The organism is Nocardia sp. NPDC058640, from assembly GCF_042716995.1.
Taxonomy (GTDB): domain Bacteria; phylum Actinomycetota; class Actinomycetes; order Mycobacteriales; family Mycobacteriaceae; genus Nocardia.
This window is the reverse complement of the sequence record NZ_JBHXRG010000015.1, coordinates 1-25,710: the sequence shown is the minus strand read 5'-3', so window position 1 is coordinate 25,710 and position 25,710 is coordinate 1. Positions and strand designations below refer to the sequence as shown.

The following is a 25,710-nucleotide window of genomic DNA, read 5'->3' as shown; positions in this document are numbered from 1 at the left end:
CCATTGTTCAGCCGCGCTGCGCCAGGAACGCGACTTGCACTTCGTCACCGGTGCGGAAGTCGGTGTCGTCGGGCTCCACCACGATCAGACTGTTCGCCTCGGCCAACGTCACCAGCAGATGCGAGGAGCCGCCGTTGCCGTTGCCCAGCGGCTGCACCAGGTACTCGCCGGTCGCCTCGTCGCGCAGCAGTTGCGCGCGCAGGTAGCCCTTGCGGCCGGGCATCGAGGTGATGCCGGTGATGGTGCGGGCGGTGACAATTCGACGCATCGGCTGCCGACGACCCAGCGCGATCCGGATCAGCGGACGCACCATCACCTCGAACACCACCAGCGCGCTCACGGGGTTGGAGGGCAGCAGGAACGTGGGCACCTCGTCGCGGCCCAGTCGACCGAAACCCTGCACCGAACCCGGGTGCATCGCGACCCGGTCCACTTCCAGCTCACCGAGTCCGTCCAGCGCCTCGCGGATCTGATCCGACGCCCAGCCGCCGACCGCACCCGCGATCACCACGACCTCCGAGCGCACCAGTTGCCCTTCGACCACATCGCGCAGCCGACGCGGATCGGCACTGACGATGCCGACCCGGTTCACATCGGCGCCCGCGTCGCGTGCCGCGGCGGCCAGTGCGTAGGAATTCACGTCGTAGACCTGGCCGGGGCCCGGCGTGCGGTCGATGTCGATGAGTTCGCCGCCGATCGAGATCACCGACAGGCGCGGGCGCGGATGGACCAAAACCTTGTCCTGACCGACCGCGGCCAGCAAACCCACCTGAGCCGCGCCGATGATGGTGCCCGCGCGCACGGCCACGTCACCGGGCTGCACGTCGTCACCGACCCGGCGCACGTAATCGCCGGAGCGTACGGGCTCGAAAACCTTGATCCTGGCCCGGCCGCCGTCGGTGAACTCCACCGGCAACACCGCGTCGGCCAGGGTCGGCATGGGCGCACCGGTATCGACTCGCACGGTCTGCCGCGGCTGCAGGCGAATGGGCTGGCGCGAACCGGCCACCACCTCGCCGACCACCGGCAGGGTGAGGTCGATCAGCTCGCCCTCCTCGTCGCGCACATCGGTGCCCGCGGCGGTCACGTCGACGCTGCGCACCGCGTACCCGTCGATGGCGGCCTGGTCGAAACCGGGCAGCGGGCGTTCGGTGACCACGTCCTCCGCACACAGCAAGCCCTGGGCTTCCGAAATCGCCACCCGGACCGGCCGGGGTGCGACCGCGGCGGCGGTGACCTTGATCAGCTGATCCTCAACCGAGCGCATCGAGCTCCTGAATCTATGGCGGCGGCGTACCTACCGCATTTAGGCGACGGGCGACTGCGGATCCCACGCGGGACTGAGCCGGAAGTTCAGCCACTCGCGCAATTGCGGGCCGTATTCCTCCCGCTCGAGGGCGAAATCCACAGCAGCTCGAAGATAACCGCCCGGGTTGCCCAAGTCGTGGCGCGACCCACGGTGGACCACCACGTGCACCGGGTGACCTTCCTCGATCAGCAGCGCGATCGCGTCGGTGAGCTGCAGTTCGCCGCCCGCGCCCGGGGTGATCCGGCGCAGCGCGTCGAAGATGACCCGGTCCAGCAGGTAGCGCCCGGCGGCGGCCAGGGTCGACGGCGCGTCGGCGAGGTCGGGCTTCTCGACCATGCCCTTCACCCGCAGCACATCGGTTTCCGCGCCCTCGGCGCATTCCTCGACATCGAACACGCCATAGGCGCTGACCTGCGACTTCGGCACGTCGATGGCACACAGCACCGAACCGCCGCGCTCGCGACGCACCCGGCTCATCGTGTCGAGCACGCCGCACGGCAGCACCAGATCGTCGGGCAGCAGCACCGCGATGGCCAGCTCGTCGTCGTCGAGGACGGCTTCGGCCTGGGCGACCGCGTGGCCCAGACCCAGCGGCTCTTCCTGCACGACCGACGTCACGTTGAGCAGGCCGGGCGCCTTGCGCACCTTCTCCAGCAGCGCGAACTTGCCGCGCTCCTCGAGCGTGCTCTCCAGCACCAGGTCCTCGACGAAGTGCGCGACGACGCCGTCCTTGCCCGGCGAGGTCACGATCACCAGGCGGTCGGCGCCGCAATCGGCGGCCTCCGCGGCGACCAGTTCGATACCGGGGGTGTCGACCACGGGCAGCAATTCCTTGGGCACCGTTTTGGTGGCAGGCAGAAACCTCGTCCCGAGTCCGGCCGCGGGTACCACCGCAGTGCGGAAACCGGAAGTCTTGTCTGTCATGCGCATACCCTATCCATTCGGTGCCGTCCGATCGTGCCTCGCGACGATCCGGCGTCGGCAAGAGCTTAGAGGCGACGTCGCGCCGATGCTGCGGCCGTGCGTTCGCGACGTCGGACCGCTGCGTGCCTAGTGCAGACTATGGTGGTCGCTGTGGAGATGCCCGGTGAGCGCACCAAATATGCGTGGCGCGGCGAGATCCTGGCCACTCGGGCACAAGTCGACCCCGCTGAACACGCCGTCGACGCGGCCGCGCTCGCCCGCGCGGCGAGCGGTCTGGCCACTGCCGACGAGGTCGTGTGCGCCTATGTCCCGGTTCGCGGGGAACCCGGCGATCTGCGGATGCTGGACGCGCTGCGCGAACGCGGCGCCACGGTGTTGCTGCCGGTCACCGGCGAGCCGGGGCCGCTGAGCTGGGCGCGGTACGAGGGTGCGGATTCGTTGCGCAAGGCCCGGTACGGACTGCTCGAGCCGGCGACCGAGACCTTACCGCCCGCGGTGGTCGCCGAGGCGGTGACGATCTTGGTTCCGGCGCTGGCGGTGGATCGGCGCGGGGTGCGGCTCGGGCGCGGCGCGGGGTATTACGACCGGACCCTGGGCGCCGCACGTGCGGACGTTCGACTGATCGCGGTTGTGCGCGATAATGAACTGGTCGACCGGCTTCCCGAAGAACCGCACGATCGGCGAATGGGTTGGGTGCTCACGCCCAGTGACGGCCTGGAACAGCTGGGACGCGACCTGCCCGTTTCGCCGGAATGAAACGGCGATTCGCGACGTTGGCAGTGTCGGCGGTAGAGTGCTAGATCGACGAGAGACTTGCGGAGGATCCTGTGCCAACTTATTCGTACGCGTGCACCGAGTGTGACAACCGCTTCGACATCGTTCAGTCCTTCTCCGACGACACCCTGACGGAATGCCCGCAGTGCTCCGGGAAGCTGCGCAAGCTGTTCAACTCGGTCGGCATCGTGTTCAAGGGCAGCGGCTTCTACCGCACCGACAGCCGTGGTGGCGCGTCCACCGCGAGTGAACCGGCGAAGACTTCGACCGATGGCGGCAGCAGCAGCACCAACGGTTCCAGTGGTTCCAACGGATCTGCCGGAAGCGGGAATTCGTCGTCGAGCACGCCGAGCAGCTCTGCTCCGGCCGCCGCCAGCTGACTTTTTCACAGTTATCCACAGGCCTGTAGTTATCCACAGGCGGGGTTTTTCGCGGCTTTTCCGCGCGCCGACAGTTCTACGCTTTCGGCATGACTCGCAGTCTTGCCGATCTGGGACGTGGCAGTTCCTGGCGCTTCGTCCTCGGTAATCGTCCGGCCTGGGCCGATGCGCTGCTCGCGCGACGCATCGCCGCCGCCGTGCTGGCCGTTGCCGCGGTGGTGTTGTTCGTGCGTGGTGATCCCGGCGGTGCCAGGGTCGCGGTGGTCGTCGCGGCTCGCGATCTCGCGCCGGGGCGGCTGCTCACCGCCGACGACCTACGGGTGGATCAACACGAATCTCGTTCGCTGCCAACAGGATCCATGCGCGAGACCGCTCCCCTGCTCGGGGCGACGCTGACCGGGGCCATGCACGCCGGGGAGACTTTCACCGATCTGCGTATCGTCGGGCCACGTCTGGCCGCGGCTGCCGCGGGCAGTGCCGATGCGCGGATCGTGCCGATTCGACTGGCTGACGCGGCGGTGGCCGATGTTCTGCGGGCGGGCGATCGGGTGGATGTGGTCGGGGTCGAGGACGCGGGCGGGCCGGGGGCGACGAAGCCGGCGCGGACGTTGGCCACCGATGCGGCGGTCGTGCTCGTCACCGCGACGGGTGATCGGCGTGGGGCCGAGCGGGTGGTGTTGCTCGCGTTGGATACCGAGTACGCGACCGCCGTGGCCGGTGCGTCGCTGCGTACCGCGTTGACGGTGGTGTTCCATTGATGAACTCGTTGAAACGACTGTCGCGCTGGGTTATCGGCGGGTTGTGCGCCGTGACAAATCGGGGCCCGCTCCGAGAGCGAACCCCGATCGTGTTGTCCTGTAGTGCTATCGGGTCAGCCGAGACTGAACGGGGCGCCCCACAGGGTCACCCAGCTCATGACGTTGTCGGTTTCGACCTCGACGCTGACGAAGGCGCGGGCCTGGGCGTAGCCGCCGCAGCCGGACAGGCCGATGGTTTCGTCGGCCCAGGTCACCGAGCCCGAACCGCCCTTGAAAGCGTTACGGGTCTTGTGGGTTTCGTTGCCGAAGTCGTCGGCCATTTCCAGGTCGAGGACGTAGAAGGACTTCGACTGGCCGGGGCCCAACGACAGTTCACCGCCGGTGCTGACGCCACCTTCTGCCGGAGGAGTGACCCCTTCCTTCGGCGGTGCCTGGGAGCCCTCGGCCTTGCCGGTGACGCCGCCGCCGGCGATATTGACCTGGCAGCCCACGGTGTAGCCCGGGAAGATCTTTCCGCTCCCACCGCCCGAGACCGACACTTGTGCGCTGCCCGAAACCCACGCATTGCGGTGAGCGGGAGTGGCACCCATCGACGGATTGATGTTGGCCGACTCACCGACCAGGCTGATATCGACCACGGTGCCGTCGGACAGCGTCTTGCTGATGTGGCCGCCCGGCAGCGGAACGAAGGTGTCGGCGTTTGCCGCACCCGTGGAAAGCAAACCCAACGCCACGGTCGCCGCTGCCGTGAAACCGGCTGCGCGCGCCATGCTCTTACGGTTGATCATCACAGTGACCCCTCGAGGGTTAATTCGTGTGAAAGAGAAAGAGTTTCGATTCCGGACGCACGATCAGCCGATGCTGAACGGTGCACCGTACAGCGTGGTCTTGGAGTAGTGGTCACCGATGATCTCGACCACCGTGTACGAGCGCGCCTGTGCGTAGCCCGCGCACCCCTGGATCTGGATCTCGGCATCCTGGTACTCGACCGAGTAGACGCCCGGCTTCAGAATGTCTTTGGCGTCGATCTGCACGAAGGCGACCTGACCCGGTCCGAGGTTCAGACCGATCGATCCGCCCGCGCTCACACCACCCGTCGACACCCCACCCGACAGCCCAGCGCTGACAGCGTCATCGCCAATGCTCACCTGGCATCCGACGAGGTAACCCGTATTCAGCTGCGACGCACCGTGCGTCGACGAATTGTTGGAGCCGGGACGGTTCGACGCCCCATTGTTCGGCCCGACCTCGCCCTTCGGCGTAGCCGTCACGTCGGCACGGGCATTGCCCGACACCCACACGACACGGCCGGCGCCGTTGGCGGCCAGCGACGGGGAGATGATGGCGTGCTCGCCGGTGCGGCTCACAGTGACTCCGGGGCCCATCTTCTGGCCGTCCGGCAGCGGTACGAAGGTGTCCGCGTTGGCAGCACCGGCCGACAGCAGGCCGATCGTCACGGCCACTGCGCCGGCGCTGTAGGCGCCGCGACGCACGCGGTTGGTGCGGTTCAAGCTCATTGTTCCCCTCGAGGTATACGCAAATCCGACCTCGACCATCGAGGTCGATATCTGTGTTGCGCCCGGACCCAGCTGGGGTGTGTCGCAAGGGACATGGCACCGCTGGCAACAGGACGTAGACGCCCTGCCGGGAGGTGGATCGAGGATCTTGTCGTCACCGGACCGGCGCGAGCTCAGCCGATCGGCGAACGGAAACGCAATGGTGACTCCGGCTGCGTGAGCAGTCGATTCGGGTTCAACATAGTGAGACGGGACCGTAATGTCCAGCGCTACATCGTTGAAGACACAACAAAACGGGCCGGTCGCGTGAAGCGACCGACCCGTCTAGTTGGGGATGCGAACAGATCAGCCGAGGCTGAACGGAGCGCCCCACAGGGTCACCCAGGAGATGACGTTGTCGGTCTCGACCTCGACGGACACGAAGGCACGCGCCTGCGCGTAGCCGGCGCAGCCGGTCAGGCCGATGGTGGTGTCGGACCAGGTCACCGAGCCGGAGCCGTTCTTGAAACGGTTCGAGCTGCTGTGTGCCTCGCTGCCGAAGTCGTCCGCGATTTCGCGGTCGAGGATCTTGAACGTGGCTGCCTGGCCGGGGCCGAGCGACAGCTCGCCGCCGGAGTTGACGCCCGCGTCGACGTTGCCTTCCCAGTCGGAGCCCACGTCGCCGCCGCCGGAGACGCCGCCGCCCGCGATGTTGACCTGGCAACCCACGGTGTAGCCCGGGACGATCCGGCCGGAGCCGCCGTCGGAGACGGACACCTGAGCGCTACCCGAGACCCACGCGTTGCGGTGGACCGGGGTGGCACCCATGGACGGGCTGATCAGAGCGGACTCGCCGACCAGGGCGATGTCGACGACGGTGCCGTCGGACAGCACCTTGGTGATGTGTCCACCCGGCAGGGGAACGAAGGTGTCGGCGTTGGCCGCGCCCGTCGAGAACAGGCCGACGGCCACGGTGGCCGCAGCGCTGACGCCCGCCACCTTCGCCATGAACTTACGGTTGATCATAGGATTTGTCCCTCGAGGATTGAGTTCGCCGCAGCGAGAAGAAGATTCGTGCCGGATCGAAAGACGTCAGCCGATGCTGAACGGCGCGCCGTACAGGGTGGTCTTCGAGTAGTTGTTGCCGATGATCTCGACCACGGTGTACGCCCGAGCCTGCGCGTAGCCGGCGCAGCCCTGGATCTCGATTTCCGCGTCCTGGTAATCGATGGCGTACGTGCCGGCCTTCAGGATGTCCTTCGAGGTGATCTGCACGAACTTCACTTCACCCGGGCCGAGGTTGACGCCGATGGAGCCGCCCGCGGAGACGCCGCTGGTGCTGACACCACCGGAGACACCCGCGCCGATGGCGTCATCGGCGATGCTCACCTGGCAACCGACGATGTAGCCGGTGTTCAGCTGCGAGGCGCCGTGGGTGGAGGAGTTGTTGGAGCCGGGACGGCCGGTCGGGCCATTCCACGGGCCGACCTCGCCCTCGGGGGTTTCGGTGACTTCGGCAATGGCGGTGCCCGAGACCCAGACGACGCGACCCGCGCCGTTGGCGGCCATCGACGGCGAAATCAGCGCGGACTCATGGGTGCGGGTGATGGTCACGCCAGCAGGGCTGACCTTCTGGCCGTCCGGCAACGGCACGAAGGTATCGGCGTTGGCGGCACCGGTCGACAGCAGGCCGAAGGCCATGGCTGCCGCGGCAGCGCCGACGCCCGCGGCACGTGCGCCACGGCGCACACCGGTGGTGCGGTTCTCGCTCATACTTCCCCTCATCAGGTGTCTAACAGCCGATCTCGACTTTCGAGACCGGACAAAGTGGCCCTCACAGGCCTCGCTCAGTGTGTCGCCCCTTTGTTGCCGTTACGTAACTAACTGTTATTTCGACGATACGGCGGGGCCGGTGTGATGAGCCCGAGCCGGGGCTCCACCGGGTGGTTCAACGCACAGAGTTGAGAGTTCTGCGAGTACCGATAGTTGGTGGCTCAATGGCGAACATTAAACGCCCGTCAGGGGACCCGGCAATGAAAGTGTTCGTAAATTTCACTGTGAACCCACCCACATATTCGTACATCGCCACATGGTTTGACGTGCATTAATACCGTTGGAGTACATCACGTCAAGGGGGATAGACAGAAGTGCCTCGCAGGTAACGATCCGACCCCTGGAACGACAAAAGACCACGCTTTCGCGTGGTCTCGAGTATTTGTCGGCATTGCACCGAAGGCGCGGAAACACCTTTCCGCGGGGGTCGCTATTACGTAGCTGCTACGTAGATAACGGCGCAATCACCCATGATGCGGTGGCACCTGCGACCGTAACCATTCGTCTACATCACCACCGCGCGAGCCCTCGCCGCGCTCGTCGCCGGTGGTTTCGGGCAGCACCTCGCCGAAAATCCTTGCCAGCCGCGCGGCCTCGGCCGACTTGCGCCGAAGCTCCTGCGCCGCAGCGGTTTCCCGGCTCGAATCCTGCGAGCCGGGGACCGCGTCGTCGGGGTGTGAGGTCATTCGTCCAGACCGGACAGTTCGCCGATCACCTTGCTGGCCAACGGACCCAGCGTGGACATGCCGTCGCGCACCGAGGTCCTGGTACCCGGCAGGTTCACTACCAGCGTGCTACCGGAAATGCCCGCCACACCGCGCGACAGACCCGCGTCCAGCGAGCCCGCCACCCGGCCCGACGCGCGCAACGCCTCGGTGATTCCGGGCAGTTCCCGATCCAGCACCTGCGCGGTGGCCTCGGGGGTGACGTCGCGCGGCGACATGCCGGTGCCGCCGACCGAGATCACCAGGTCGACACCGCCGATCACCGCGGTGTTGAGGGCGTTGCGGATCTCGACCTCGTCGGCCTGCACCGTCACCGACGCGTCGACGAGGAACCCGGCCTCGTTGAGCAGTTCGGTCACGAGCGGGCCGAGCGAATCGACGCCGCCATGCGCCGTCCGATCGTCGACGACAACAACCAGTGCGCGCCCTGCCACGGGAGCATCGATGTCCATGGTCATCACCGTAGCGCCTACGCACGACAGACTCGCGTTCGATCGCATCATCGGCCGCCTTCCGCTGCCGCGGCGGTCAGCGTGACCTCGACGGTCTTGGAGTTACCGCCCTGTTCGTCGGTGTATGTCACCTTCACCTTGTCTCCTGGCTGGTGGGAGCGGACGGCTGCGATCAGCGCGTCGCCGGAATCGATGGGACGGTCGTCCAGTCGCGTGATCACCGCGCCGGCCGGGATGCCGGCCTTGGCGGCGGGTCCGTCGGGGGTGGCTTCGAGCACGCGCGCGGCGGTGTCCTGCGGGCGCAGTTTGATGCCGATCTGGGCGTAGGTGGCGTGGCCGGTCTTGATCAGTTCGTCGGCCACGCGACGCGCCTGGTCCACGGGGATCGCGAAGCCGAGACCGATCGAACCGCTCTGCGTGCCGCCCGCGGCCTCGCCGCCCAGGCTGGCGATGGCGGTGTTGATGCCGATCAGCTTGCCCTGCCCGTCGACCAGCGCGCCGCCGGAATTGCCCGGATTGATCGCGGCGTCGGTCTGGATCGCGTCGATCACCGGGTTGACCTGGCTGGGCGCGCCCTCGCCGCTGGTGGAGACCGGGCGATTGAGCGCGGAGACGATGCCGGTGGTGACCGTGCCCGCAAGGCCCAGCGGCGAGCCGATCGCGATCACCGGCTGACCAACGGCCAGTCCGTCGGAGGTGCCAAGTTCGATCGGCGTGAGCCCGGTCTTGCCGGTGACCTTGATGACGGCCAGGTCGGAAACAGGATCCGCGCCGATCATGGTCGCGGGCGCGGTGCTGCCGTCGCTGAACACCACTTCCATCTTCGCCGCGGAACCGGCACCGGCGGCGACGTGATTGTTGGTCAGGATCAGCCCGTCGGAAGACAACACGACCCCGGAACCCTCCCCGGAAGCCCTGGCACCCGCGACCTTGATCATCACGACACTGGGCAACACCCGCTGCGCGACCGCCTGCGTGGATCCGGCGGGCGCGTTGGCGACATTGTTGACCTCGGGCTTGGGCACCTCGAGCGCATTGGTCACCGGCGTCGAAGCGGAGTCGGTGGCCATCGCCCCGACCACGCCACCGATACCACCACTGACCAGCGCCAACGCCGCCGCACCCGCAATCAGCCCCAGCCGCACCGGCTTTCGCTGCGGAGCAGGCGCGACACCGAATCCCTGCGACGCGGTAGCGAATGCCTGCGGTGCGGCCCCGAACGCCTGTGTCGCAGGATCGTGCGGCGCAGGGCCCTGCGGATACGACGCCTGACCACCGTGGGGAGCCGGACCCTGCTGATGCTGATCACCGAACGACGAGTGGCCGTGCGGCGCAGGACCCCCGAAGGGCGCCTGCTGCCCGCCGAACGGGGCCTGCCCGCCGTAACCAGCGGGCCCCTGCGCAGTGGCTGCCTCCGACCGGTCGGATGCGCCTGGCTGCCCGACTGTCTCGGCAGACGTCTCCGGGTGCCCGTCGACGGGACGGTCGGCGGGGTGCTGCTGGGGATCGTCGGTCATGGTGTCTGTCTCCTCACGCTTGCGGACCAGCTTCGCTTCGGCTACTGAGAAGGGCCTGAGATCGGACTATCAGTTCGCCGAGACTCCGGCGGTGCTCGCTAGGGTTCGGATTCGTCGAGCAGGGTGGGCGCTTCGCCCGGCAGCACGATGCGCACCAGCGCGCCGCCGCGGTCGGAGGTGTCCACCGCGATGGTGCCGCCGTGCTTGGTCACCACCTGTTTGACGATGGCAAGCCCGAGCCCGGAGCCGGGCATCGATCGCGAGGATGTCGTGCGGTAGAAGCGTTCGAACACCAGCTCGCGTTCGCCGCTGGGGATGCCGGGGCCCGCGTCGCCGACGGCCAGTTCCATCAGGCCGGGTCCGACCGGGCGCATGCTGATCCGCACGACCGCGTCGGGCGGACTCCACTTGGCGGCGTTGTCGAGCACGTTGAGCACGGCCCTTTCCAGGCCCGCCTCGTGCCCGTAGACGAACCAGGGCGCCAGATCGGCCTCGAAGGTAATGCCCACCCGTCGGCGCCGGGCACGCTCGAGCGCACGCTCGGCCACTTCGCCCAGATCCACCCGCTCGTAGACGGTTTCGGGTGCGTCCTCGCGGGCCAGGTCGACCAGGTCACCGACCAGCGTGGACAGCTCACCGATCTGCGCGACCACATCGGCACGCAATTCGGCCATGTCCTCGTCGGGCAGTTGGGGTGCGCCCGGTCGGCCCGACGCGATGAGCAGTTCCATGTTGGTGCGCAGCGACGTCAGCGGGGTGCGCAGTTCGTGGCCCGCGTCGGCGACCAGGCGACGCTGACGGTCGCGTGATTCGGTCAACGCCCGCAGCATCGTGTTGAAACTCTCGGTGAGCGAGGCCAGTTCGTCGTCGCCGGTGACCGGGATCGGGGTCAGGTCGTCGGTGCGCGCGATCCGTTCAGTCGCCGCGGTGAGCCGGGCGATCGGGCGAAGACCGGTGCGACCCACCGCGGTGCCCGCCGCGGCCGCGAGCACGACGCCGCACGCGCCGACCACGAACAGCAGCCAGGCCAGCTGGTCGAGCACCTCGCGGGTGCGGTACAGCTTCTGCGAGATGATCAGCGTCGCGCCACTGTTGGTGCGCGCGGCCAAGACCCGCTGGTCACCCACGGTGCGCAGCGAGGAGTTGATCTTGCCGTCGGCGACCGCGAGTTCCTGCGCCCCGACCGGCGGAATCGTCTGCTGGGGCGGCATATACGGCTTGTGCCCGGCGTAGATCAGCGCGACGCCGACATCGTTGGAGAACAGCCCCGCCAGCACGATCGACTGGAAGCCCGCGGTCTCGAAGTTGTTGTTGATCATGGTGGCCGCGCGGGCCTCGAGCTGGCCGTCGACATCGGCGTACAGCGCCCGCGCCACCATCGCGTAGGCGGCGATCGAGGTCAGCGCGACCGCGATCAGCACCACCGACGCCGCCAGCAATGTCACGCGCCAGCGCAACGACACCGACCGCGTCAACGGCGTCGGCGGACGCATCTCGCTCGCGTCCAACGGCCTGCCGAGAACGGCGACCACGGGTTCCTTCCCAGCCATGCCGCCCGCCTACGGAGGGGTCTCGCGCAGCACGTAGCCCACGCCACGCACGGTATGGATCAGCCGCAGCTCGCCGTCGGCCTCGGTCTTGCGTCGCAAATAGCCGATGTAGACCTCGAGCGCGTTGCCCGATGTCGGAAAGTCGTAGCCCCAGACCTCTTCCAGGATTCGCCCGCGAGTCAGCACGCGACGCGGATTGGCCATCAACATCTCGAGCAATGAGAACTCGGTGCGGGTGAGGCTGATCGCGCGTTCGCCGCGCGAAACCTCACGGGTGACCGGATCCAGCGACAGATCGGCGAACACCATCGCCTCGGAATCCTCACCGGGATCGGGTGTTCGCCGACGCAGCAGCGCCCGTAAACGCGCCAGCAATTCCTCCAACGCGAAAGGTTTGGGCAAATAGTCGTCGGCGCCCGCGTCCAGTCCGGCCACGCGTTCGGACACCGAATCGCGTGCGGTCAAAACGAGAATCGGCAGATCGTCGCCGGTGCTGCGCAGCCTGCGGCACACTTCAAGGCCGTCCAGGCGCGGCATCATCACGTCCAGGACCAGGGCATCGGGCCTGGCCGCGGTCACTTTCTCCAGTGCGTCCAGACCGTCTACGGCCAGGTCGACGGTGTAGCCGTTGAAGCTCAGTGACCGGCGCAGTGATTCCCGCACCGCGCGATCGTCGTCGACTACCAGAATGCGCATGCGCTGTAGTTTGCCGTGATCGACTGAGAACGCACTGAGAGGACCGCCGGGCGCGTCGAGGTGTTGCGCGCACGCCGCCCAGGTGTCAACGCACAGCACTTCGGGAGATCCGTTGTAGGTCTTGACAAAATCGCGCGAATCGTCGTTGTGTCACGGGCTATTCGGAGAATTATCCAAGGTGCCGCCCGGATTGCCGTTGCCCACCCAGCACGGTATCTTTCCTGCGGTAAAAGAAGACCTCCAGTTGGTTCTGCGCTCGCATCGCTCCGCGACCTCCCCGCGCGGGCCGGGGTCACACGTGGAAGCAGAGGCAACGCACGCGGATGGAACCTGCATCGCGCTCCTGGCAATTCAGCCTGTCCAACTGGTCGGTCACGCGCAAGGTCGGTGTGGTGCTGGTGCTGCCGGTGATGCTCGCGACCGCCTTCGCCGTGCTGCGGATCAACAACGAACTGCAGACGATGACGCAGCTCAGCGCAGCCACCGAACAGGCAACCGTCATCCGTCCCGTCATCAAATTCGCCACCGCGACCGAGCAACTGGCCGTCGCCGCGACCGCCAACTGGGGTGCCATCGCCGACCCGCAGACCGACGCCGCGCTCACCACGTACGACCAGGCACTGGCCGAGGTGCAAAGCGCGCTGCGCACCGCCCGCATCGACCCGGCGGTGGCCAGTGAACTCACCGCCGCCACCGTCACCGGCGCCACCCTGCGCAACACCGTGCGCGGCGGATCGCCCGCCATGGTCGGCGAGCAGACCGACGAGATCGGCGAGCGCATCGGCAACGCGCTGTCCAAGACCCCCCAGGTCGAGGACTTCACCGTGCAGCGCTACTTCCTGCAGCTGACCTCGCTGCACCAGGCCCGCCGCGTGCTCACCCGCGAACGCACGCTGGTGGTCTCACCCGAATCGGGTCGCAGTCAGAGCGCGCGCTCGCGCATGCTGGTCGAGCTCGGTTCCGAAGCGAACATGATCAAGACCTACGGCATGATCCTGCCCGAACACTCGGGCAGCATGGCCGCGCTGCTGGACGCGGTGCAGACCCGCATCAGCGTGTTCAGCCAGAACAACGGCGACCCGACCACCAATGCCGCGGTGCTGAACACCCTGCAGGTCAGCGCCGACACCTACTCCTCGACCATCTCCGCGCTGCTGGACAACATCGACCACACCCTGGACTCCAACACCGCCACCGCCCAGACCGCGGCCCTGCGCGAGACCACCCTGGTTCTCGGCATGCTGCTGGCGGGCCTGGCGCTGGCGCTGGCCGTGGCCCGCACGCTGGTGGTGCCGGTGCGCAGGCTGCGTCGCGACGCGCTCGAGGTCGCGCACGTGAAGCTGCCCGACGAGCTGGCCGTGGTCCGCAGTGGCGGCGCCACACCGGAGATCACCCCGGTGGGTATCCATTCCACCGACGAGATCGGTCAGCTGGCTCGCGCGGTCGACGAGATCCACGAGCAGGCCCTGAATCTGGCCGGTGACCAGGCGCGCCTTCGCCTGCAGATCGGCAACATGTTCGAGACGCTGTCGCGGCGCAGCCAGTCGCTGGTCGAACAGCAGCTGTCGCTGATCGAGGAACTCGAGCACGACGAGGACAACCCGTCGCGGCTGCAGACCCTGTTCCGCCTGGACCACCTCGCCACCCGCATGCGCCGCAACGGCGACAACCTGCTGGTGCTGGCGGGCACGGTGCTGCGCCGCGGTCACCTGCCGCCGGTGCCGCTGTCGGACATGCTGTGGAGCGCGGTCTCGCAGGTGGAGGACTACCAGCGCGTCGAGATCGGCAATGTGCCCGACGGTGTCGTGGCCGGTGAGTCCGCGGTCGATATCGAGCACCTGCTCGCCGAGCTCATCGACAACGCGCTGCGCTACTCCCCGCCCAGCACCTCGGTGGCGGTCATCGTCGGCCGGGCGGTGGACAGCGGGTACCTGATCGAGATCACCGACCGGGGCCTGGGCATGTCGGCCGACGAACTGAAAACGACCAACGAGCGGCTGGCGTCGGGTGGCGAGGTCACCGTCGAAACTGCCCGTCGGATGGGTCTTTTCGTGGTCGGCAGGCTCGCCAAGCGGCACACCATCACGGTCAGTCTGCGGCGCACCAACGGTGCGACACCGCAGCCCGGCATCACCGCCAGCGTGCACCTGCCCAGCGCCCTGGTCGCGCCCGCGCCGCCGGTGTCGTCGGCACCGGCCACCGGTCCGAATCCGCTGGTGTCCTCGGGCCCGATCCCGATCGCGCCCACCGGCATCGGCCCGTACGCGCTGACTCCGGCCGATATCACCGGCCCGAACCCGATCGTGGCCACCGGTCCGCACCTGCTGGTGCCGGCTCCGGCGAGCCCGGCGACCAGCCTGAATCTGCCGAACTCGCCGCTGTTCGCGCCCGTTCCGGCACCATCCAACGGGGCGAGCTCGGACTACCCGAGAACCCCGCTGACCAGCGTCGGCCTGCCGCAACGTGTTCCGGCCGCGGTGCCCGCGCCGCCGTCGGAACCGGTGCCGGTCGAAGACGAGAAGCCGGTCGGCATGTGGGCCGAACACGAGCACGACACCGACGATCTCCCGGTGCCGAGCCCGCCCGCCGACGCACGTCCGTTCGACCTGCCCCGTCGCATCCCCGCGTCGGCACTGGCCGGGCTCGCCGCACCCGCGGAACCCTCGCCGGCCGTCGAACCTTCGCCGGTAGCCGAGCCGAAACGGCCCGAACCCGAACCGCGCGAACCCGAACCGCGAGAACCGGCTCCGCGCGCCGCCGAGGTCGACCCCTCGCCGACCACCAGCCTCCGGCTGCAGCCGGTCGCCGGTCCCGCACCGACCCCGATCTACCAGCGGATGGTCTCGGAATGGCTGGTCGAACCGACCACCGCCGCTGCCGAATCCTACGGCAACGGCGCCGCCTGGAGCTCCCCCGGCGACGCGGGCTGGACCGCGGCCGCGGAGGCCGACCACCCGCCCACGTCCTCACGCACTGTCGGCGGCTTGCCGATACGCAAACCGGGCGCCCAACTCGTTCCGGGTGGTCTGCACCCGGCCGAGGAGGCGGGCGATCGCGATCCCGAGGAGATCCGCAACAACTTGACCAGACATCTCAGCGGCGTCCGCAGCGGTCGTGCCGAGATCCAGTACAACGACGGAGGCCTCGAATGAGCAACGCGCACCCCACAGACGAGAATCTGAACTGGTTGGTCGCCCGCTTCACCCGCGATGTTCCCGGCGTCTCGCACGCGGTGCTCGTGTCCGCCGACGGACTGTTGCAGGCCACCAGCCCGCATCTGCCGTCGGATCGCGCCGAGCAGCTGGCCGCGGTCACCGCGGGTCTGGCGAGCCTGTCGATGGGGGCCGCGCATCTATTCGACGGCGGCAAGGTGATGCAGTCGATCGTGGAGATGCAGCGCGGCTATCTGCTGGTGATGAGCGTCGGAAACGGTTCGCACCTGGCGGTTCTGGCGAACAAGAGTCACGACATCGGCCGCATCGGCTACGAGATGGCGTTGCTCGTTGACCGAGTGGGCTCGGCGGTCACCGCCACCGCCCGCTCCGCCGGCTGAGGTGAGATGTCGAGCCCTTACGGATCCGACCAACGGCCGACTACCCGGGTCAGGCCCTATGCCCTGACCTCCGGCCGCACCGAACCCGCGATCGCCCTTCCCCTGGAAGCGGTCGTGGAAACGGTTGCTTATACCGCGAACAACGAGTGGTCCGCAGGCGATCTGCGGATCGAAATCGTGCGTCTGGCCACACATCGGCTGTCTGTCGTCGAGATAGCCGCATACCTGGGACGCCCACTGGGTATGGTCCGGGTGATGATCGGCGATCTCGTAGTGGGCGGGATCCTTCGAGTGCATTCGACGCTGACCGAGCAGGCGAGCTATGACGAACGCCGATCACTGATGGAGAGGACTTTGCGTGGACTCCGTGGCCTCTGATGGCACACGCCCGCCGACACCGGAACAACGGGTAGCGTCGACCAAGATCGTGGTCGCCGGTGGATTCGGCGCCGGCAAAACGACTTTCGTCGGTGCGGTGTCGGAGATCGTGCCGCTGCGCACCGAGGCGATGGTGACCCATTTCTCCGACGGCATCGACGATCTCGCCGAGACGCCGGAGAAGGAAACCACCACCGTGGCCATGGACTTCGGTCGCATCGTGCTGCCGGGCAACCTGGTGCTGTACCTGTTCGGCACGCCGGGCCAGAAGCGTTTCTGGTTCATGTGGGACGACCTGATCCGTGGCGCCATCGGTGCCGTGGTGCTGATCGATACCCGCAGGCTGGAAGACAGTTTCGCCGCCGTGGACTTCTTCGAGGCGCGCGGGCTGCCGTTCCTGATCGCGGTGAACCGCTTCCCCAACGCGCCCCGCTTCCCCATCGCCGAACTGCGCGAAGCGTTGTCGGTGCGCGAGGGCATTCCGATCGTCGACATCGACGCGCGCAATGCCGTCGAGGTCCGTCAGGCGCTGGCGGCGGTGACCGAGTACGCCATCGCCCAGCTGGAGCCGCAGCAGTTGGAAGGGGCGGCACGGCGTGCCTGATCTGTTCGCCGCGACCGGTGCCGAGACTTTCGCGCACGGCACCGGCATCGCCTGGCTGGCCCTTGACCTGTCGGCGCTGGGCGCGCTGGTGGCGTTCGCCTGCATCCGGCACGGGAAGTATTCGATCAAGTACCGGCTGTTGTGGCTGACCATGGCCGCGGTCTCGCTGGGCGGGGTCGGGCTGTGGTTGGCGAATTCGGTGGCGCTGCTTGCCATGCGGGTCAACGACAGCGCCATGCGCTACAACGTGGCGCTGGGCACGGCGGCGGCGGCCATCGCGGTGGTCGGGGTGCTGGCCGGACTGCTGATCAGTGGCCGGACCCTGCAGGTGCCGCGGCTGATCGTCGGCGGGCTGACGATGGGTCTGAGCGTGGGTCTGTCGACCTATCTGACCTTGGACGCGGTCGCGGTGCAGGGCACTGTCGACCAGTCGCTGGGCCTGATCGGGGCGGCGCTGCTGGTGTCGATGGCGGTGTCCACTGCGACGCTGTGGGTTTCGCACGTGGTGCGCCGGGTGGCCTTGCGGGTGGTGATGTCGGTGCTGTTCGCGATGGGCGTGGCGGCGGTGTACTACACGGCGGTCGCGGCGCTGAGGTTCTCGATCGATCCGGGTATCCGGACACCGACCGGGATGCCGCTGTTCGATCTGGTGTTCCCGATGTTCGTGATCGGTGCGCTGGGTCTGACGGTGCCGATCACCGCGGTGCTGGTGGCGCCGGATCGACGCGAGGCGGCGGCGGCACCGCGGCAGCCGGTTTCGGCCTACTGAGGGCAACCAGCTAACGTCCGGTTTGTCCGGATCTTTCCGGTCTTCCGCCCCGCTGTGTCGAGGGCTGCCGACCTGCGGCGATCTGCGGAAAAACCGCCCTTGAAGTGGCGATGGGCGGGTTCCCCCAACTCGGAGAACCCGCCCTCCCGCATGAGAGTACATACCCGTGAACGACTGCGCATCAGTCGTTCAGGAATTTTCTTGTGGCGAAAAACAAACCGGTCGTTGGTAATTCGCTTGTCAGCAAACCTTCCGCAAGCCGTTCGGGACGTTCGCGCCAAGTGGTGTGCATCACACCGTTAACCGGGTGATAGCCCCGGACCGGTTCTCATGGCTCTGAGCAGGCACAACAGTGCCACCGCAAGACCCCTGGACAGCCGACCGTCCAGAACATACCGCCGACCCCACCGAACCCCACCACGAGCGCCGGAACCGAGTTATGGTCGCTGCAGGGCGCATTCGTCTCGCCCGGCACATCCAAGGTTCGTTCGAAGGAGTTCGCATGGCCGTCACAGTGGTGCTCGACAAAGTCCTCGACAAGGCTTTCGAAGACAAGACGCTCGCGGAAATTCTCGCCGCGCCCCCCTCGGCGCTGGCAGGCCTGAACGAGGCCCACGACAAACAACTGCTCGAGGCGCTGAAGATCAAGACCATCGCCGACCTGGGCAACAACAAGTTCTTCCAGCTCGCCGCCACCCTCGTAAAGCTCGCAGAGCGCGAAGGCTGAGTCTTTCAGCGGCTGGCGCCGCGGGGTTTGCGGCCCCCGGTTGCCTCGAATCCGAGGGGCGATACTGCGCCTTCGGCGTTCCGTCTCGCCCCTCGGATCCGAGGCGGGCCGCAAACCCAGAACGTAGAGACACGACGATGGCCTGTCAGGATTCCTGGCAGGCCATCGTCGCATTCAGAGGCGGGCGGGGTCGATCATGCCCTTGCGAACGGCGTTGATGATCCGTCGCGGGACGCGATATTCGACGCCGGCAACAGTGACCTGGACCAGTTGCGGGACTTCCGCTTTCCACTGGGCGCGCCTGCTTCGCGTGTTCGAGCGCGACATTCTGCGCTTGGGGACCGCCATGATTCAGCCTTCCTTCCGGTTGGTGCGCTCGCTCGCCGACGCCGTGGCCTCGGTGGGATCGGCGCAGGGTTCTTCGTGCCAGTCGCCGAAGGGGTCCTCCCACAACGCGACTCGTTCGGGGGCGTGGTCGACCAGCAGCAGCTCGTCGTCCTCGACCAACGCCCAGTGCAGGGCGTGCCGGATCTCGGCGGGATCGGCGTCGTGCGCCAGGATCACCAGCGACACCGCGCGATCACCGAATCGGTCGTCCCATCCCAATCCGGCCATCGCCCGCCGAGTCGGGTCCGCGGCGGCCTGTTCCTGCGCCGTCATCGCGGCCAGCCAGCGACCCGCGCCGCCCACGCGCAGCCCGCCGCCCGCGGATTCCAGCCACACCACCTGATCGGGTTGCGTTGCCAGCCAGACCCTTCCGCGCGCGGTGACCACGCCGTCGAGCAGCACGTCCAACGCTTCGTGCAGGCGGGCCGGGTGAAATGGTCGGCGCGCGGCGAATTCGACGAGCGTGACACCACAGTCTGTGTTCAGGGGCGGCTGGCCACGCAGCAGCGGGGCGTGCGCGTCGAAGATCCGGCCGCGCCGGGAGTCCTCGAGCACGCGGGTGAGCAGGGCGCCGATCTCGATGGCGTCGAAGCCGGAAAGCTCGGGCAACCACGCGACCGGCGCACCGGGGGCGAGCCTGGTCAGCACGGCTTCGAGGCGTTCGTGGTCGAGCGCGTCGGACCCCGCGGTGAGCACGACCAGCGCGTCGGCGAAGTCGACCTGGCCGACGGCGACCTGGGCGACCGTGCGCTCGTCATCGGCCGAAGCGAGGCCGCGATCGGCGAGGACCTCGTCGCCGGTGGCGTCAGCGAGCCACTGCTGTCCCTCGACGCAGGTCAATACCGCCTCGATCCGCACCGTGCGTCCCGCGGGTCCGTCGACGCGATCCGCGACCCCGCTGACCACGACGTTCTCGATCGCATGGCACAGCGCCTCCGCCTCGATGCCCGGATCCAGCGCGAGCACCACCCGCGTGACGTGCTCGCGAGCCGCCAGCGTGCACAGCATCGGCAGCAGATCCGCGCGCAGCGTGCACGACACACACCCGTGCGCCAGTTCGAGCACGGTCGTCGTGGAGTTACCCGCGGTGCGCACCGTGCGACGCACCACGCCTTCGCGCAGCTCGGCGAGGTCGTGGTGCACCACCACGGTGCCCGGCTGTTGGCTCAGCGTCGCCGCGATGTGCTCGACGCCGTCCATGGCGGGTCCGGCGAATCCGGCCAGCAGCACCACGGGCGTTCTCCGGTCTGTCTGGTCCAGCACCCGATACCCCTTTCGACAATGATTTTCATTTACCTGACGGCGACTGTACAGTGCGGAATAATCGTTGTCGAAAATGGTTGTCATAACCATGGAAGGAGGTCGCATGTCGGCCCACTGCCAGGTCACCGGTCGCAAGCCCGGCTTCGGAAAAGCCGTCTCGCACTCGCACCGGCGCACCAACCGACGCTGGAACCCCAACATCCAGCACAAGACCTACTACCTGCCCAGCGAGGGCCGCCGCGTCACGCTGACGGTCTCCGCCAAGGGCATCAAGACCATCGACCGCGACGGGATCGAGGCTGTCGTAGCCCGCATCCGCGCCCGTGGAGACAAGATCTAGGAGCTGAGCATGGCCTCGAAGTCCACCGATATCCGACCGATCGTGAAACTGAAGTCCACCGCGGACACCGGCTTCACCTACGTCACCCGCAAGAACCGCCGCAACGACCCCGACCGGCTGATCCTGCGCAAATACGACCCCGTCGTGCGCAGGCACGTGGACTTCCGCGAGGAGCGCTGATGGCCAAGACGTCCAAGATCGCCCGCAACGAACAGCGGCGCGAGATCGTCGAACGGTTCGCCGCGCGACGCACCGAACTCAAACAGCTCATCCGTAAACCGGGCACCAGCGAGACCGATCGGGCCGCCGCACAGGCCGAACTGCGCAAACAGCCGCGCGATGCCAGTCCGGTACGATTGCGGAATCGGGACGCTGCAGACGGTCGACCTCGCGGTTACCTTCGCAAGTTCGGCCTCTCCCGGATTCGTGTGCGCGAGATGGCCCACCGGGGCGAGCTCCCCGGGGTCCACAAATCGAGCTGGTAGAGACACCCTCGTGAGAAGGAATATCCCATGGCTGTGAAGCGAGCACCGTCCAAGAAGGCACGCGCCGATCAGGGGCGCAAGCCGAAGAAGAACCCGCTGATCGCCGCGGGCATCACCCACGTCGACTACAAAGACGTCAACCTGCTGCGCACGTTCATCTCCGATCGCGGCAAGATCCGCAGCCGCCGCGTCACCGGCCTGACCCCGCAGCAGCAGCGTCAGGTCGCTGTGGCGGTGAAGAACGCGCGCGAGATGGCGCTGCTGCCCTTCACCACCACCAAGTAGGACCGTCGAGAAGTGGCCCCGGGCAAGTTGCCTCGGGGCCACTGTCGTCTGCGCCCCCGGGGTCGCGCGGGCTAGGGTCGAGACCATGAGAACGATGTCGCGCTACACCCTCGCCGCGGCAGCCTTCGGCGTGCTGATCGCACCCATGTCCGGCTGCGCGACCTCGGATGAACCTGCGATCCTACCGGTTCAGACCGACCTTCGCCCCGAGGACGCCAACCCGAGCATCCGCACCCCGCTCACCGCCGATCCCACCCTCGTCAACCCGCACCCGATTCCCTTCACGTCCTGGAATCGCCTGGGCGAGAACAAGATCGGCGTCAACTTCGAGACCGGTAATCCGGAGTGCTTCGCCGTCGACGCCACCGTCACCGAAACCCCCGAGACGGTCACCGTCGCCCTACGCTCGGGCACCCGAGCGGACTCCGTGAACAAGATGTGCACCATGAACATGGTCCTCGGAACCCTCGAAATCACCCTGGATTCCCCGCTGGGCGACCGCGAGGTATTCGACGCCGCATAGACGAAAAAGGGTGCCGCACCGAGTGATTCGGCGCGGCACCCGGTCTACGCTCAGTGTGCGAAGTGGCGGGCACCCGTCAGGTACAGGGTGACGCCGGCTTCCTTGCACAGTTCGACGGTGTCGGCGTCGCGGATCGAACCGCCGGGCTGCACGATCGCGCGCACGCCCGCGGCCACCAGGATCTCCGGGCCGTCCGAGAACGGGAAGAACGCGTCGGAGGCGGCCACCGAACCCTTGGCCCGCTCCCCCGCCCGCTCGACGGCGAGCTTGCAGGAGTCCACGCGGTTGACCTGCCCCATGCCCACGCCGACCGCTGCGCCGTCTTCGGCGAGCAGGATCGCGTTCGACTTCACCGAACGACATGCACGCCAGGCGAATTCGAGATCGGCGAGAGTCGTGACGTCGGCCGGGTCGCCCGCGGCCAGGGTCCAGTTGACCGGGTCGTCGCCCGCGGCGTCGAGCACGTCACGGTCCTGCAGCAGCGCACCGCCGCTGATCGGACGCAGCTCCACACCCTTGCGCTGCGGCGCTTCGGCCACCAACACGCGCACATTCTTCTTGCGCTGCAACACTTCCACCGCACCGGGCGCGTAGCCGGGCGCGATGATGACCTCGGTGAAGATCTCGGCGACCTGCTCGGCCATCTCGACGCTGACCTCACGGTTGGCCGCGATCACGCCACCGTAGGCGCTGACCGGGTCGGTCGCGTGCGCCTTGCGGTGCGCCTCGGCGATGTCTGCACCCACGGCGATGCCGCACGGGTTGGCGTGCTTGATCACCGCGACGGCGGGCTCGTCGAAGTCGAACGCGGCGCGCCAGGCGGCGTCACCGTCGGTGTAGTTGTTGTACGACATCTCCTTGCCGTGCAACTGCTTCGCCTGCGCGATGCCGACCGTGCCGTCGTTGCTGGTGTACAGCGCGGCGGCCTGGTGCGGGTTCTCGCCGTAGCGCAGCACCGCGGCGCGCTCCCACGAACCGGCGACCCAGTCCGGGAACTGTTCGGTTTCCTCGGCCACGGCGGGCACGGCCACCGAGCCCATCCAGCTCGCGACGGCCACGTCGTAGCTCGCGGTGTGCTGGAAGGCCTTGGCCGCCAACGCGGTTCGTTCGGCGAGGGTGAACCCGCCGGACTTCACCGCGGCGAGCACGTCGTCGTAATCGGTGACGTCCACGACCACGCCCACCGACGGATGGTTCTTCGCGGCGGCGCGCACCATCGACGGCCCGCCGATGTCGATCTGCTCGACGCACTCGTCCACGCTCGCGCCGCTGGCCACGGTCTGGGTGAACGGGTACAGGTTCACCACCACCAGCTGGAACGCCTCGACACCCAGCTCCACGAGCTGATCGACGTGCTCGGCGCGACGCGTGTCGGCCAGGATGCCTGCGTGCACGCGCGGGTGCAGCGTCTTGACGCGCCCGTCGAGGGTCTCCGGGAACCCGGTCAGATCCTCGACCTTGGTGACCGGAATCCCGGCCTCGGCGATCTTGCCCGCGGTCGACCCGGTCGACACCAGCTCCACACCGGCGGCGTGCAGCCCGGTGGCGAGCTCGATCAGCCCGGTCTTGTCGTAGACGCTGACCAGCGCCCTCTGGATCGCCTTACGTTCACTCACCGGCGTGCTCGCTCACTGGTATTTCTGCCTTTCGTCCGTCGGAGACAATGCCTCGCGTCGCGACGGCGGCGATGACCTGCGCCAATAACCGTCGCTCGACAACCTTGATGCGCTCGTGCAGGGTGTCCTCGTCGTCGCCGGGCAGTACTGCGACCGCCTCCTGCGCGAGGATGGGACCGGTGTCGACGCCGCCGTCGACCAGGTGCACGGTGGTGCCGGTCACCTTGGCGCCGTAGGCGAGTGCGTCACGCACGCCGTGCGCGCCGGGGAACGCGGGTAGCAGCGCGGGATGGGTGTTGATGAATCGGCCGCCGAAACGCTCGAGGAACGCGGGGCCCACGATCTTCATGAAGCCCGCGGACACGACCAGGTCGGGCGCGAAGGCGTCGACGGCTTCGGTCAGCGCGAGGTCCCACGCGGCACGGTCGGGGTAGTCCTGCACCGCGACACGGAAGTGTTCGATTCCGGCGGTCTCGGCGTGGTCGGTGGCCTGGCAGACGCGGTCGACGCCGACGGCGACGATCTTCGCCGGGTACCCGGGCTCGCGCGCGGCGGCCAGCAGCGCGTTGAGCAGCGAGCCGGTGCCCGAGGCCAGCACGACGACGGTGGCCGGGTTTCTGGCGGGCTTCCACGGGGCAAACGAGGACGTCAGCGCTCTACTCCTGCGTGTGATCGGGTGGCGGCGGGGGCGATAGGCGCCGGGTCGAGCTTAGCGACCGGGGGTCTTGTCCTGATCCGGCAGGTCCGACTCGACCACTTCGACGTCGACGATGTCGTCGGCGGGTTCGGCTTCGGAGCCCGGCGCGGCGATGCTCACTTCGAGGTCGTCGTCGATGTCCTCGACCAGTTCGCCGTCGACTTCGACTGCGGGATCGTGGTATTCGACCGGATCGTCGTCGTACTCGTCGGTGTCGTCGTAGTCGTCATCGTCGTCGTAGTCGTCATCCTCGGCGTACTCGTCGGTCTCGTACTCGTCGTAGTCGGCGGGCGATTCGGTCGGCGCCAGGAACCGATGGGCGAACACCATGCCGACGAAACCACCGAAGGCCAGCCAGGTGATCATCAGCACGACCAGCATCAGCAGATCGACGCCGACCCAGCCGACGGCACCGAGCTGACCGCTGCCCAGAATCGCCAGCACCAGGAACGTCAGCGTGGACAATGCGGCGCAGGTCAGTGTCGCCCACGGCGCGCCGGGACGGTCGTCGCTGGTGCGGCCCAGTTCGATCCCGGCGAGCACGCCGACGCCCAGCGGCACCAGCAGCAGCACCGACCACCACACCGACGCGGGGCCTTCGGGCACCGGGATCAACGCGGGCAGCACGGGCATATGACCGCCGGTCACCCCGAACAGACCGACCGATCCGGCACCGAACAGCACCGTTGCCCCGCACAGGATTCCGGCCGCGCCGATCACCACATTGGGCAGGTACAGCAGCGACACCAGGACCATGCCGAGCACGTCGGTGACGTTGTGGGCCTGCCGGAAAGCGTCGTCCAGACGCGAAAGATGAGTGAAGAACGAGATCACGGTGGCCAGCGCCGCACAGCCGAGCATCCGCAACACGGTGCGACGCGCGGCGCGGGCGCCCAGCACCGCCCATTCCGGGATCTCGATCGGGAGCAGCGCGTACAGCGAACCCCATGCTCGACTCGCGATCCCCGCGGCGGCCGCGCCCAGATACAGCACCAGCACCCAGCCGAAAGCCGAGACCGGACCCGGTGATTCCAGCGGCGTGACGCCCGCGGCATCGCCGGTGACCGCCAGGCACACCGCGGTCATCAGCATCGGTCCGGCCAGCACCGCACCGGCCAACCAACCCAGTTCGACCGGCGTCGGGCGCTTGGGCACCGCGCGTGCGCACTCGCGAGCGGCCAACCAGACCAGCACGGCGGTGGGCACCAGCGGGAGCAGGCCGAGCGTGGTCCGGCCGACGGTGAGCGGAATCTGATGGGCGGCAAGCCACGTGGCGGCGACCGCGGCGGGCGCGTTGTTGAGATCGGTGCCGGTGGTGAGCATGACCACCAGCACGAGCAGCACCGTGGCCGCCAGGGCGCAGATGGTGGGTCGGGCCGCGACCAACAGCAGGGTCCGTGCCCGCTCGGGCGACAGCGACCACCAGGCCTGCTCGGGACCCGACGGTGGTGGCGAGACTGCCTCCCCTGCGCCGCGTGACCCGGAGGTCCGGCGCACGAGGGAGTTACGGGAGCTCATGACGATTCAGCGTGGCAGCTTCCCCGGCGGCCGCGGGTCAGGCGCGCCGCGGGGGCCCCGGGGGGACGGGGGGGGGGCGGACCCCCCCCAAAGACAACCCCGCGGGCCGAGACAGATGTTGTGGGATAAAAAAAAAAAGCGGCCCCCGCAA

The 25,710-nt window shown here is 67.9% G+C and carries 30 protein-coding genes; 14 read left to right on the top strand and 16 right to left on the bottom strand.

Annotated elements, in window-relative coordinates; genetic code table 11:
- Positions 1-7: 7 nt before the first annotated feature.
- Positions 8-1,267 carry a gephyrin-like molybdotransferase Glp gene (gene glp / locus ACFWU5_RS17710; protein WP_379239813.1) on the bottom strand — a complete coding sequence of 420 codons (1,260 nt, stop codon included), beginning with the start codon at positions 1,265-1,267 and terminating at the stop codon, positions 8-10.
- Between the two features lie 39 nt (positions 1,268-1,306).
- A complete protein-coding gene (locus ACFWU5_RS17705; protein ID WP_379267947.1) occupies positions 1,307-2,233 on the bottom strand; it encodes a UTP--glucose-1-phosphate uridylyltransferase in 927 nt (308 codons plus the stop codon).
- Between the two features lie 138 nt (positions 2,234-2,371).
- On the opposite strand from ACFWU5_RS17705, the gene ACFWU5_RS17700 reads away from it, so the two are divergent.
- The 3 genes from ACFWU5_RS17700 to ACFWU5_RS17690 all read left to right on the top strand — a co-directional run bounded on the left by ACFWU5_RS17700 (position 2,372) and on the right by ACFWU5_RS17690 (position 4,145).
- Positions 2,372-2,989, top strand: a complete 618-nt coding sequence (locus ACFWU5_RS17700) for a 5-formyltetrahydrofolate cyclo-ligase (protein WP_379267946.1) — start codon at positions 2,372-2,374, stop codon at positions 2,987-2,989.
- Positions 2,990-3,060: 71 nt separating this feature from the next.
- A complete protein-coding gene (locus ACFWU5_RS17695) occupies positions 3,061-3,387 on the top strand; it encodes an FmdB family zinc ribbon protein (RefSeq protein WP_379239810.1) in 327 nt (108 codons plus the stop codon).
- 89 nt (positions 3,388-3,476) lie between these two features.
- Positions 3,477-4,145: an SAF domain-containing protein gene (locus ACFWU5_RS17690; protein ID WP_379239809.1), complete on the top strand. Its 669-nt coding sequence runs from the start codon at positions 3,477-3,479 to the stop codon at positions 4,143-4,145.
- Between the two features lie 113 nt (positions 4,146-4,258).
- Here the strand turns inward: ACFWU5_RS17690 and ACFWU5_RS17685 are convergent, their stop codons facing one another.
- The 9 genes from ACFWU5_RS17685 to ACFWU5_RS17645 all read right to left on the bottom strand — a co-directional run bounded on the left by ACFWU5_RS17685 (position 4,259) and on the right by ACFWU5_RS17645 (position 12,414).
- Positions 4,259-4,933 carry an MspA family porin gene (locus tag ACFWU5_RS17685; RefSeq protein WP_379267945.1) on the bottom strand — a complete coding sequence of 225 codons (675 nt, stop codon included), beginning with the start codon at positions 4,931-4,933 and terminating at the stop codon, positions 4,259-4,261.
- Positions 4,934-4,996: 63 nt separating this feature from the next.
- A complete protein-coding gene (locus ACFWU5_RS17680) occupies positions 4,997-5,662 on the bottom strand; it encodes an MspA family porin (RefSeq protein ID WP_379239807.1) in 666 nt (221 codons plus the stop codon).
- A gap of 345 nt (positions 5,663-6,007) precedes the next feature.
- A complete protein-coding gene (locus tag ACFWU5_RS17675; RefSeq protein WP_379239806.1) occupies positions 6,008-6,667 on the bottom strand; it encodes an MspA family porin in 660 nt (219 codons plus the stop codon).
- Between the two features lie 66 nt (positions 6,668-6,733).
- The gene (locus ACFWU5_RS17670; RefSeq protein WP_379239804.1) at positions 6,734-7,414 is read right to left on the bottom strand and encodes an MspA family porin; all 681 of its coding nucleotides are present in this window, start codon (positions 7,412-7,414) and stop codon (positions 6,734-6,736) included.
- A 524-nt stretch (positions 7,415-7,938) separates the two neighbouring features.
- The gene (locus ACFWU5_RS17665; RefSeq protein ID WP_379267944.1) at positions 7,939-8,160 is read right to left on the bottom strand and encodes a hypothetical protein; all 222 of its coding nucleotides are present in this window, start codon (positions 8,158-8,160) and stop codon (positions 7,939-7,941) included.
- Complete coding sequence (locus tag ACFWU5_RS17660) at positions 8,157-8,699, bottom strand: molybdenum cofactor biosynthesis protein B (RefSeq protein WP_379239802.1); 543 nt, start codon at positions 8,697-8,699, stop codon at positions 8,157-8,159. Before ACFWU5_RS17660 ends, ACFWU5_RS17665 begins: the two co-directional genes overlap by 4 nt.
- Positions 8,699-10,168 (bottom strand): trypsin-like peptidase domain-containing protein, encoded by a 1,470-nt coding sequence (locus tag ACFWU5_RS17655; protein WP_379267943.1) that lies wholly within the window; start codon positions 10,166-10,168, stop codon positions 8,699-8,701. The genes ACFWU5_RS17660 and ACFWU5_RS17655 overlap by 1 nt, the downstream gene beginning before the upstream one ends.
- Positions 10,169-10,266: 98 nt before the next feature.
- A complete protein-coding gene (locus ACFWU5_RS17650; RefSeq protein WP_379239799.1) occupies positions 10,267-11,718 on the bottom strand; it encodes an ATP-binding protein in 1,452 nt (483 codons plus the stop codon).
- A 9-nt stretch (positions 11,719-11,727) separates the two neighbouring features.
- Positions 11,728-12,414, bottom strand: a complete 687-nt coding sequence (locus ACFWU5_RS17645) for a response regulator transcription factor (protein WP_379239798.1) — start codon at positions 12,412-12,414, stop codon at positions 11,728-11,730.
- 323 nt (positions 12,415-12,737) lie between these two features.
- Here ACFWU5_RS17645 and ACFWU5_RS17640 point away from each other — a divergent pair, with 323 nt between their 5' ends.
- The 6 genes from ACFWU5_RS17640 (at position 12,738) to ACFWU5_RS17615 (ending at position 18,445) form a co-directional block, all read left to right on the top strand.
- Entirely contained in the window at positions 12,738-15,566 is a 2,829-nt protein-coding gene (locus ACFWU5_RS17640; protein WP_379267942.1) for an ATP-binding protein, read from the top strand.
- Positions 15,563-15,967 carry a roadblock/LC7 domain-containing protein gene (locus ACFWU5_RS17635; protein ID WP_019049250.1) on the top strand — a complete coding sequence of 135 codons (405 nt, stop codon included), beginning with the start codon at positions 15,563-15,565 and terminating at the stop codon, positions 15,965-15,967. Before ACFWU5_RS17640 ends, ACFWU5_RS17635 begins: the two co-directional genes overlap by 4 nt.
- A gap of 6 nt (positions 15,968-15,973) precedes the next feature.
- On the top strand, positions 15,974-16,345 hold the full coding sequence (locus ACFWU5_RS17630) for a DUF742 domain-containing protein (RefSeq protein WP_379239796.1): 372 nt from the start codon (positions 15,974-15,976) through the stop codon (positions 16,343-16,345).
- Positions 16,335-16,949 (top strand): ATP/GTP-binding protein, encoded by a 615-nt coding sequence (locus tag ACFWU5_RS17625; protein WP_379240924.1) that lies wholly within the window; start codon positions 16,335-16,337, stop codon positions 16,947-16,949. The genes ACFWU5_RS17630 and ACFWU5_RS17625 overlap by 11 nt, the downstream gene beginning before the upstream one ends.
- Positions 16,942-17,718: a hypothetical protein gene (locus tag ACFWU5_RS17620; RefSeq protein WP_379267941.1), complete on the top strand. Its 777-nt coding sequence runs from the start codon at positions 16,942-16,944 to the stop codon at positions 17,716-17,718. Before ACFWU5_RS17625 ends, ACFWU5_RS17620 begins: the two co-directional genes overlap by 8 nt.
- Before the next feature lie 502 nt (positions 17,719-18,220).
- On the top strand, positions 18,221-18,445 hold the full coding sequence (locus tag ACFWU5_RS17615) for a hypothetical protein (RefSeq protein ID WP_379267940.1): 225 nt from the start codon (positions 18,221-18,223) through the stop codon (positions 18,443-18,445).
- A 174-nt stretch (positions 18,446-18,619) separates the two neighbouring features.
- Here ACFWU5_RS17615 and rpmF read toward each other — a convergent pair whose 3' ends face one another.
- Together rpmF and mrf are read right to left on the bottom strand one after the other, a co-directional pair.
- Positions 18,620-18,793, bottom strand: coding sequence for a 50S ribosomal protein L32 (rpmF, locus tag ACFWU5_RS17610; RefSeq protein ID WP_379267939.1), 174 nt, complete (start codon positions 18,791-18,793; stop codon positions 18,620-18,622).
- Positions 18,794-18,796: 3 nt separating this feature from the next.
- Positions 18,797-20,095 (bottom strand): ribosome hibernation factor-recruiting GTPase MRF, encoded by a 1,299-nt coding sequence (mrf, locus tag ACFWU5_RS17605; RefSeq protein ID WP_379267938.1) that lies wholly within the window; start codon positions 20,093-20,095, stop codon positions 18,797-18,799.
- A gap of 103 nt (positions 20,096-20,198) precedes the next feature.
- Here mrf and rpmB point away from each other — a divergent pair, with 103 nt between their 5' ends.
- The 5 genes from rpmB to ACFWU5_RS17580 all read left to right on the top strand — a co-directional run bounded on the left by rpmB (position 20,199) and on the right by ACFWU5_RS17580 (position 21,728).
- Positions 20,199-20,435 (top strand): 50S ribosomal protein L28, encoded by a 237-nt coding sequence (gene rpmB / locus ACFWU5_RS17600; protein ID WP_379238964.1) that lies wholly within the window; start codon positions 20,199-20,201, stop codon positions 20,433-20,435.
- Between the two features lie 9 nt (positions 20,436-20,444).
- A complete protein-coding gene (rpmG, locus tag ACFWU5_RS17595; RefSeq protein WP_378913387.1) occupies positions 20,445-20,615 on the top strand; it encodes a 50S ribosomal protein L33 in 171 nt (56 codons plus the stop codon).
- Positions 20,615-20,920 carry a 30S ribosomal protein S14 gene (rpsN, locus tag ACFWU5_RS17590; RefSeq protein ID WP_379239788.1) on the top strand — a complete coding sequence of 102 codons (306 nt, stop codon included), beginning with the start codon at positions 20,615-20,617 and terminating at the stop codon, positions 20,918-20,920. Before rpmG ends, rpsN begins: the two co-directional genes overlap by 1 nt.
- 27 nt (positions 20,921-20,947) lie before the next feature.
- The gene (rpsR, locus tag ACFWU5_RS17585) at positions 20,948-21,205 is read left to right on the top strand and encodes a 30S ribosomal protein S18 (RefSeq protein ID WP_379239787.1); all 258 of its coding nucleotides are present in this window, start codon (positions 20,948-20,950) and stop codon (positions 21,203-21,205) included.
- A gap of 85 nt (positions 21,206-21,290) precedes the next feature.
- Positions 21,291-21,728, top strand: a complete 438-nt coding sequence (locus ACFWU5_RS17580) for a hypothetical protein (protein ID WP_379267937.1) — start codon at positions 21,291-21,293, stop codon at positions 21,726-21,728.
- A 50-nt stretch (positions 21,729-21,778) separates the two neighbouring features.
- On the opposite strand, the gene purH is transcribed toward ACFWU5_RS17580, so the two are convergent.
- The 3 genes from purH to ACFWU5_RS17565 are packed head-to-tail and all read right to left on the bottom strand — an operon-like array spanning position 21,779 to position 25,559.
- A complete protein-coding gene (purH, locus tag ACFWU5_RS17575) occupies positions 21,779-23,344 on the bottom strand; it encodes a bifunctional phosphoribosylaminoimidazolecarboxamide formyltransferase/IMP cyclohydrolase (protein ID WP_379239784.1) in 1,566 nt (521 codons plus the stop codon).
- A complete protein-coding gene (purN, locus tag ACFWU5_RS17570) occupies positions 23,337-23,996 on the bottom strand; it encodes a phosphoribosylglycinamide formyltransferase (RefSeq protein ID WP_379267998.1) in 660 nt (219 codons plus the stop codon). Before purN ends, purH begins: the two co-directional genes overlap by 8 nt.
- A gap of 57 nt (positions 23,997-24,053) precedes the next feature.
- Positions 24,054-25,559, bottom strand: coding sequence for a DUF6350 family protein (locus ACFWU5_RS17565; RefSeq protein ID WP_379267936.1), 1,506 nt, complete (start codon positions 25,557-25,559; stop codon positions 24,054-24,056).
- Positions 25,560-25,710: the final 151 nt, after the last annotated feature.

What these genes read in the sequence shown, in the direction of transcription:
- glp (WP_379239813.1), bottom strand. Translation starts at nt 1,267, where the DNA reads ATGCGCTCGGTTGAGGATCAGCTGATCAAGGTCACCGCCGCCGCGGTC.
- ACFWU5_RS17705 (WP_379267947.1), bottom strand. Translation starts at nt 2,233, where the DNA reads ATGACAGACAAGACTTCCGGTTTCCGCACTGCGGTGGTACCCGCGGCC.
- ACFWU5_RS17700 (WP_379267946.1), top strand. Translation starts at nt 2,372, where the DNA reads ATGGTGGTCGCTGTGGAGATGCCCGGTGAGCGCACCAAATATGCGTGG.
- ACFWU5_RS17690 (WP_379239809.1), top strand. Translation starts at nt 3,477, where the DNA reads ATGACTCGCAGTCTTGCCGATCTGGGACGTGGCAGTTCCTGGCGCTTC.
- ACFWU5_RS17685 (WP_379267945.1), bottom strand. Translation starts at nt 4,933, where the DNA reads ATGATCAACCGTAAGAGCATGGCGCGCGCAGCCGGTTTCACGGCAGCG.
- ACFWU5_RS17680 (WP_379239807.1), bottom strand. Translation starts at nt 5,662, where the DNA reads ATGAGCTTGAACCGCACCAACCGCGTGCGTCGCGGCGCCTACAGCGCC.
- ACFWU5_RS17675 (WP_379239806.1), bottom strand. Translation starts at nt 6,667, where the DNA reads ATGATCAACCGTAAGTTCATGGCGAAGGTGGCGGGCGTCAGCGCTGCG.
- ACFWU5_RS17670 (WP_379239804.1), bottom strand. Translation starts at nt 7,414, where the DNA reads ATGAGCGAGAACCGCACCACCGGTGTGCGCCGTGGCGCACGTGCCGCG.
- ACFWU5_RS17665 (WP_379267944.1), bottom strand. Translation starts at nt 8,160, where the DNA reads ATGACCTCACACCCCGACGACGCGGTCCCCGGCTCGCAGGATTCGAGC.
- ACFWU5_RS17660 (WP_379239802.1), bottom strand. Translation starts at nt 8,699, where the DNA reads ATGCGATCGAACGCGAGTCTGTCGTGCGTAGGCGCTACGGTGATGACC.
- ACFWU5_RS17655 (WP_379267943.1), bottom strand. Translation starts at nt 10,168, where the DNA reads ATGACCGACGATCCCCAGCAGCACCCCGCCGACCGTCCCGTCGACGGG.
- ACFWU5_RS17650 (WP_379239799.1), bottom strand. Translation starts at nt 11,718, where the DNA reads ATGGCTGGGAAGGAACCCGTGGTCGCCGTTCTCGGCAGGCCGTTGGAC.
- ACFWU5_RS17645 (WP_379239798.1), bottom strand. Translation starts at nt 12,414, where the DNA reads ATGCGCATTCTGGTAGTCGACGACGATCGCGCGGTGCGGGAATCACTG.
- ACFWU5_RS17640 (WP_379267942.1), top strand. Translation starts at nt 12,738, where the DNA reads ATGGAACCTGCATCGCGCTCCTGGCAATTCAGCCTGTCCAACTGGTCG.
- ACFWU5_RS17635 (WP_019049250.1), top strand. Translation starts at nt 15,563, where the DNA reads ATGAGCAACGCGCACCCCACAGACGAGAATCTGAACTGGTTGGTCGCC.
- ACFWU5_RS17630 (WP_379239796.1), top strand. Translation starts at nt 15,974, where the DNA reads ATGTCGAGCCCTTACGGATCCGACCAACGGCCGACTACCCGGGTCAGG.
- ACFWU5_RS17615 (WP_379267940.1), top strand. Translation starts at nt 18,221, where the DNA reads ATGGCCGTCACAGTGGTGCTCGACAAAGTCCTCGACAAGGCTTTCGAA.
- rpmF (WP_379267939.1), bottom strand. Translation starts at nt 18,793, where the DNA reads ATGGCGGTCCCCAAGCGCAGAATGTCGCGCTCGAACACGCGAAGCAGG.
- rpmB (WP_379238964.1), top strand. Translation starts at nt 20,199, where the DNA reads ATGTCGGCCCACTGCCAGGTCACCGGTCGCAAGCCCGGCTTCGGAAAA.
- rpmG (WP_378913387.1), top strand. Translation starts at nt 20,445, where the DNA reads ATGGCCTCGAAGTCCACCGATATCCGACCGATCGTGAAACTGAAGTCC.
- rpsN (WP_379239788.1), top strand. Translation starts at nt 20,615, where the DNA reads ATGGCCAAGACGTCCAAGATCGCCCGCAACGAACAGCGGCGCGAGATC.
- rpsR (WP_379239787.1), top strand. Translation starts at nt 20,948, where the DNA reads ATGGCTGTGAAGCGAGCACCGTCCAAGAAGGCACGCGCCGATCAGGGG.
- ACFWU5_RS17580 (WP_379267937.1), top strand. Translation starts at nt 21,291, where the DNA reads ATGAGAACGATGTCGCGCTACACCCTCGCCGCGGCAGCCTTCGGCGTG.
- ACFWU5_RS17565 (WP_379267936.1), bottom strand. Translation starts at nt 25,559, where the DNA reads ATGAGCTCCCGTAACTCCCTCGTGCGCCGGACCTCCGGGTCACGCGGC.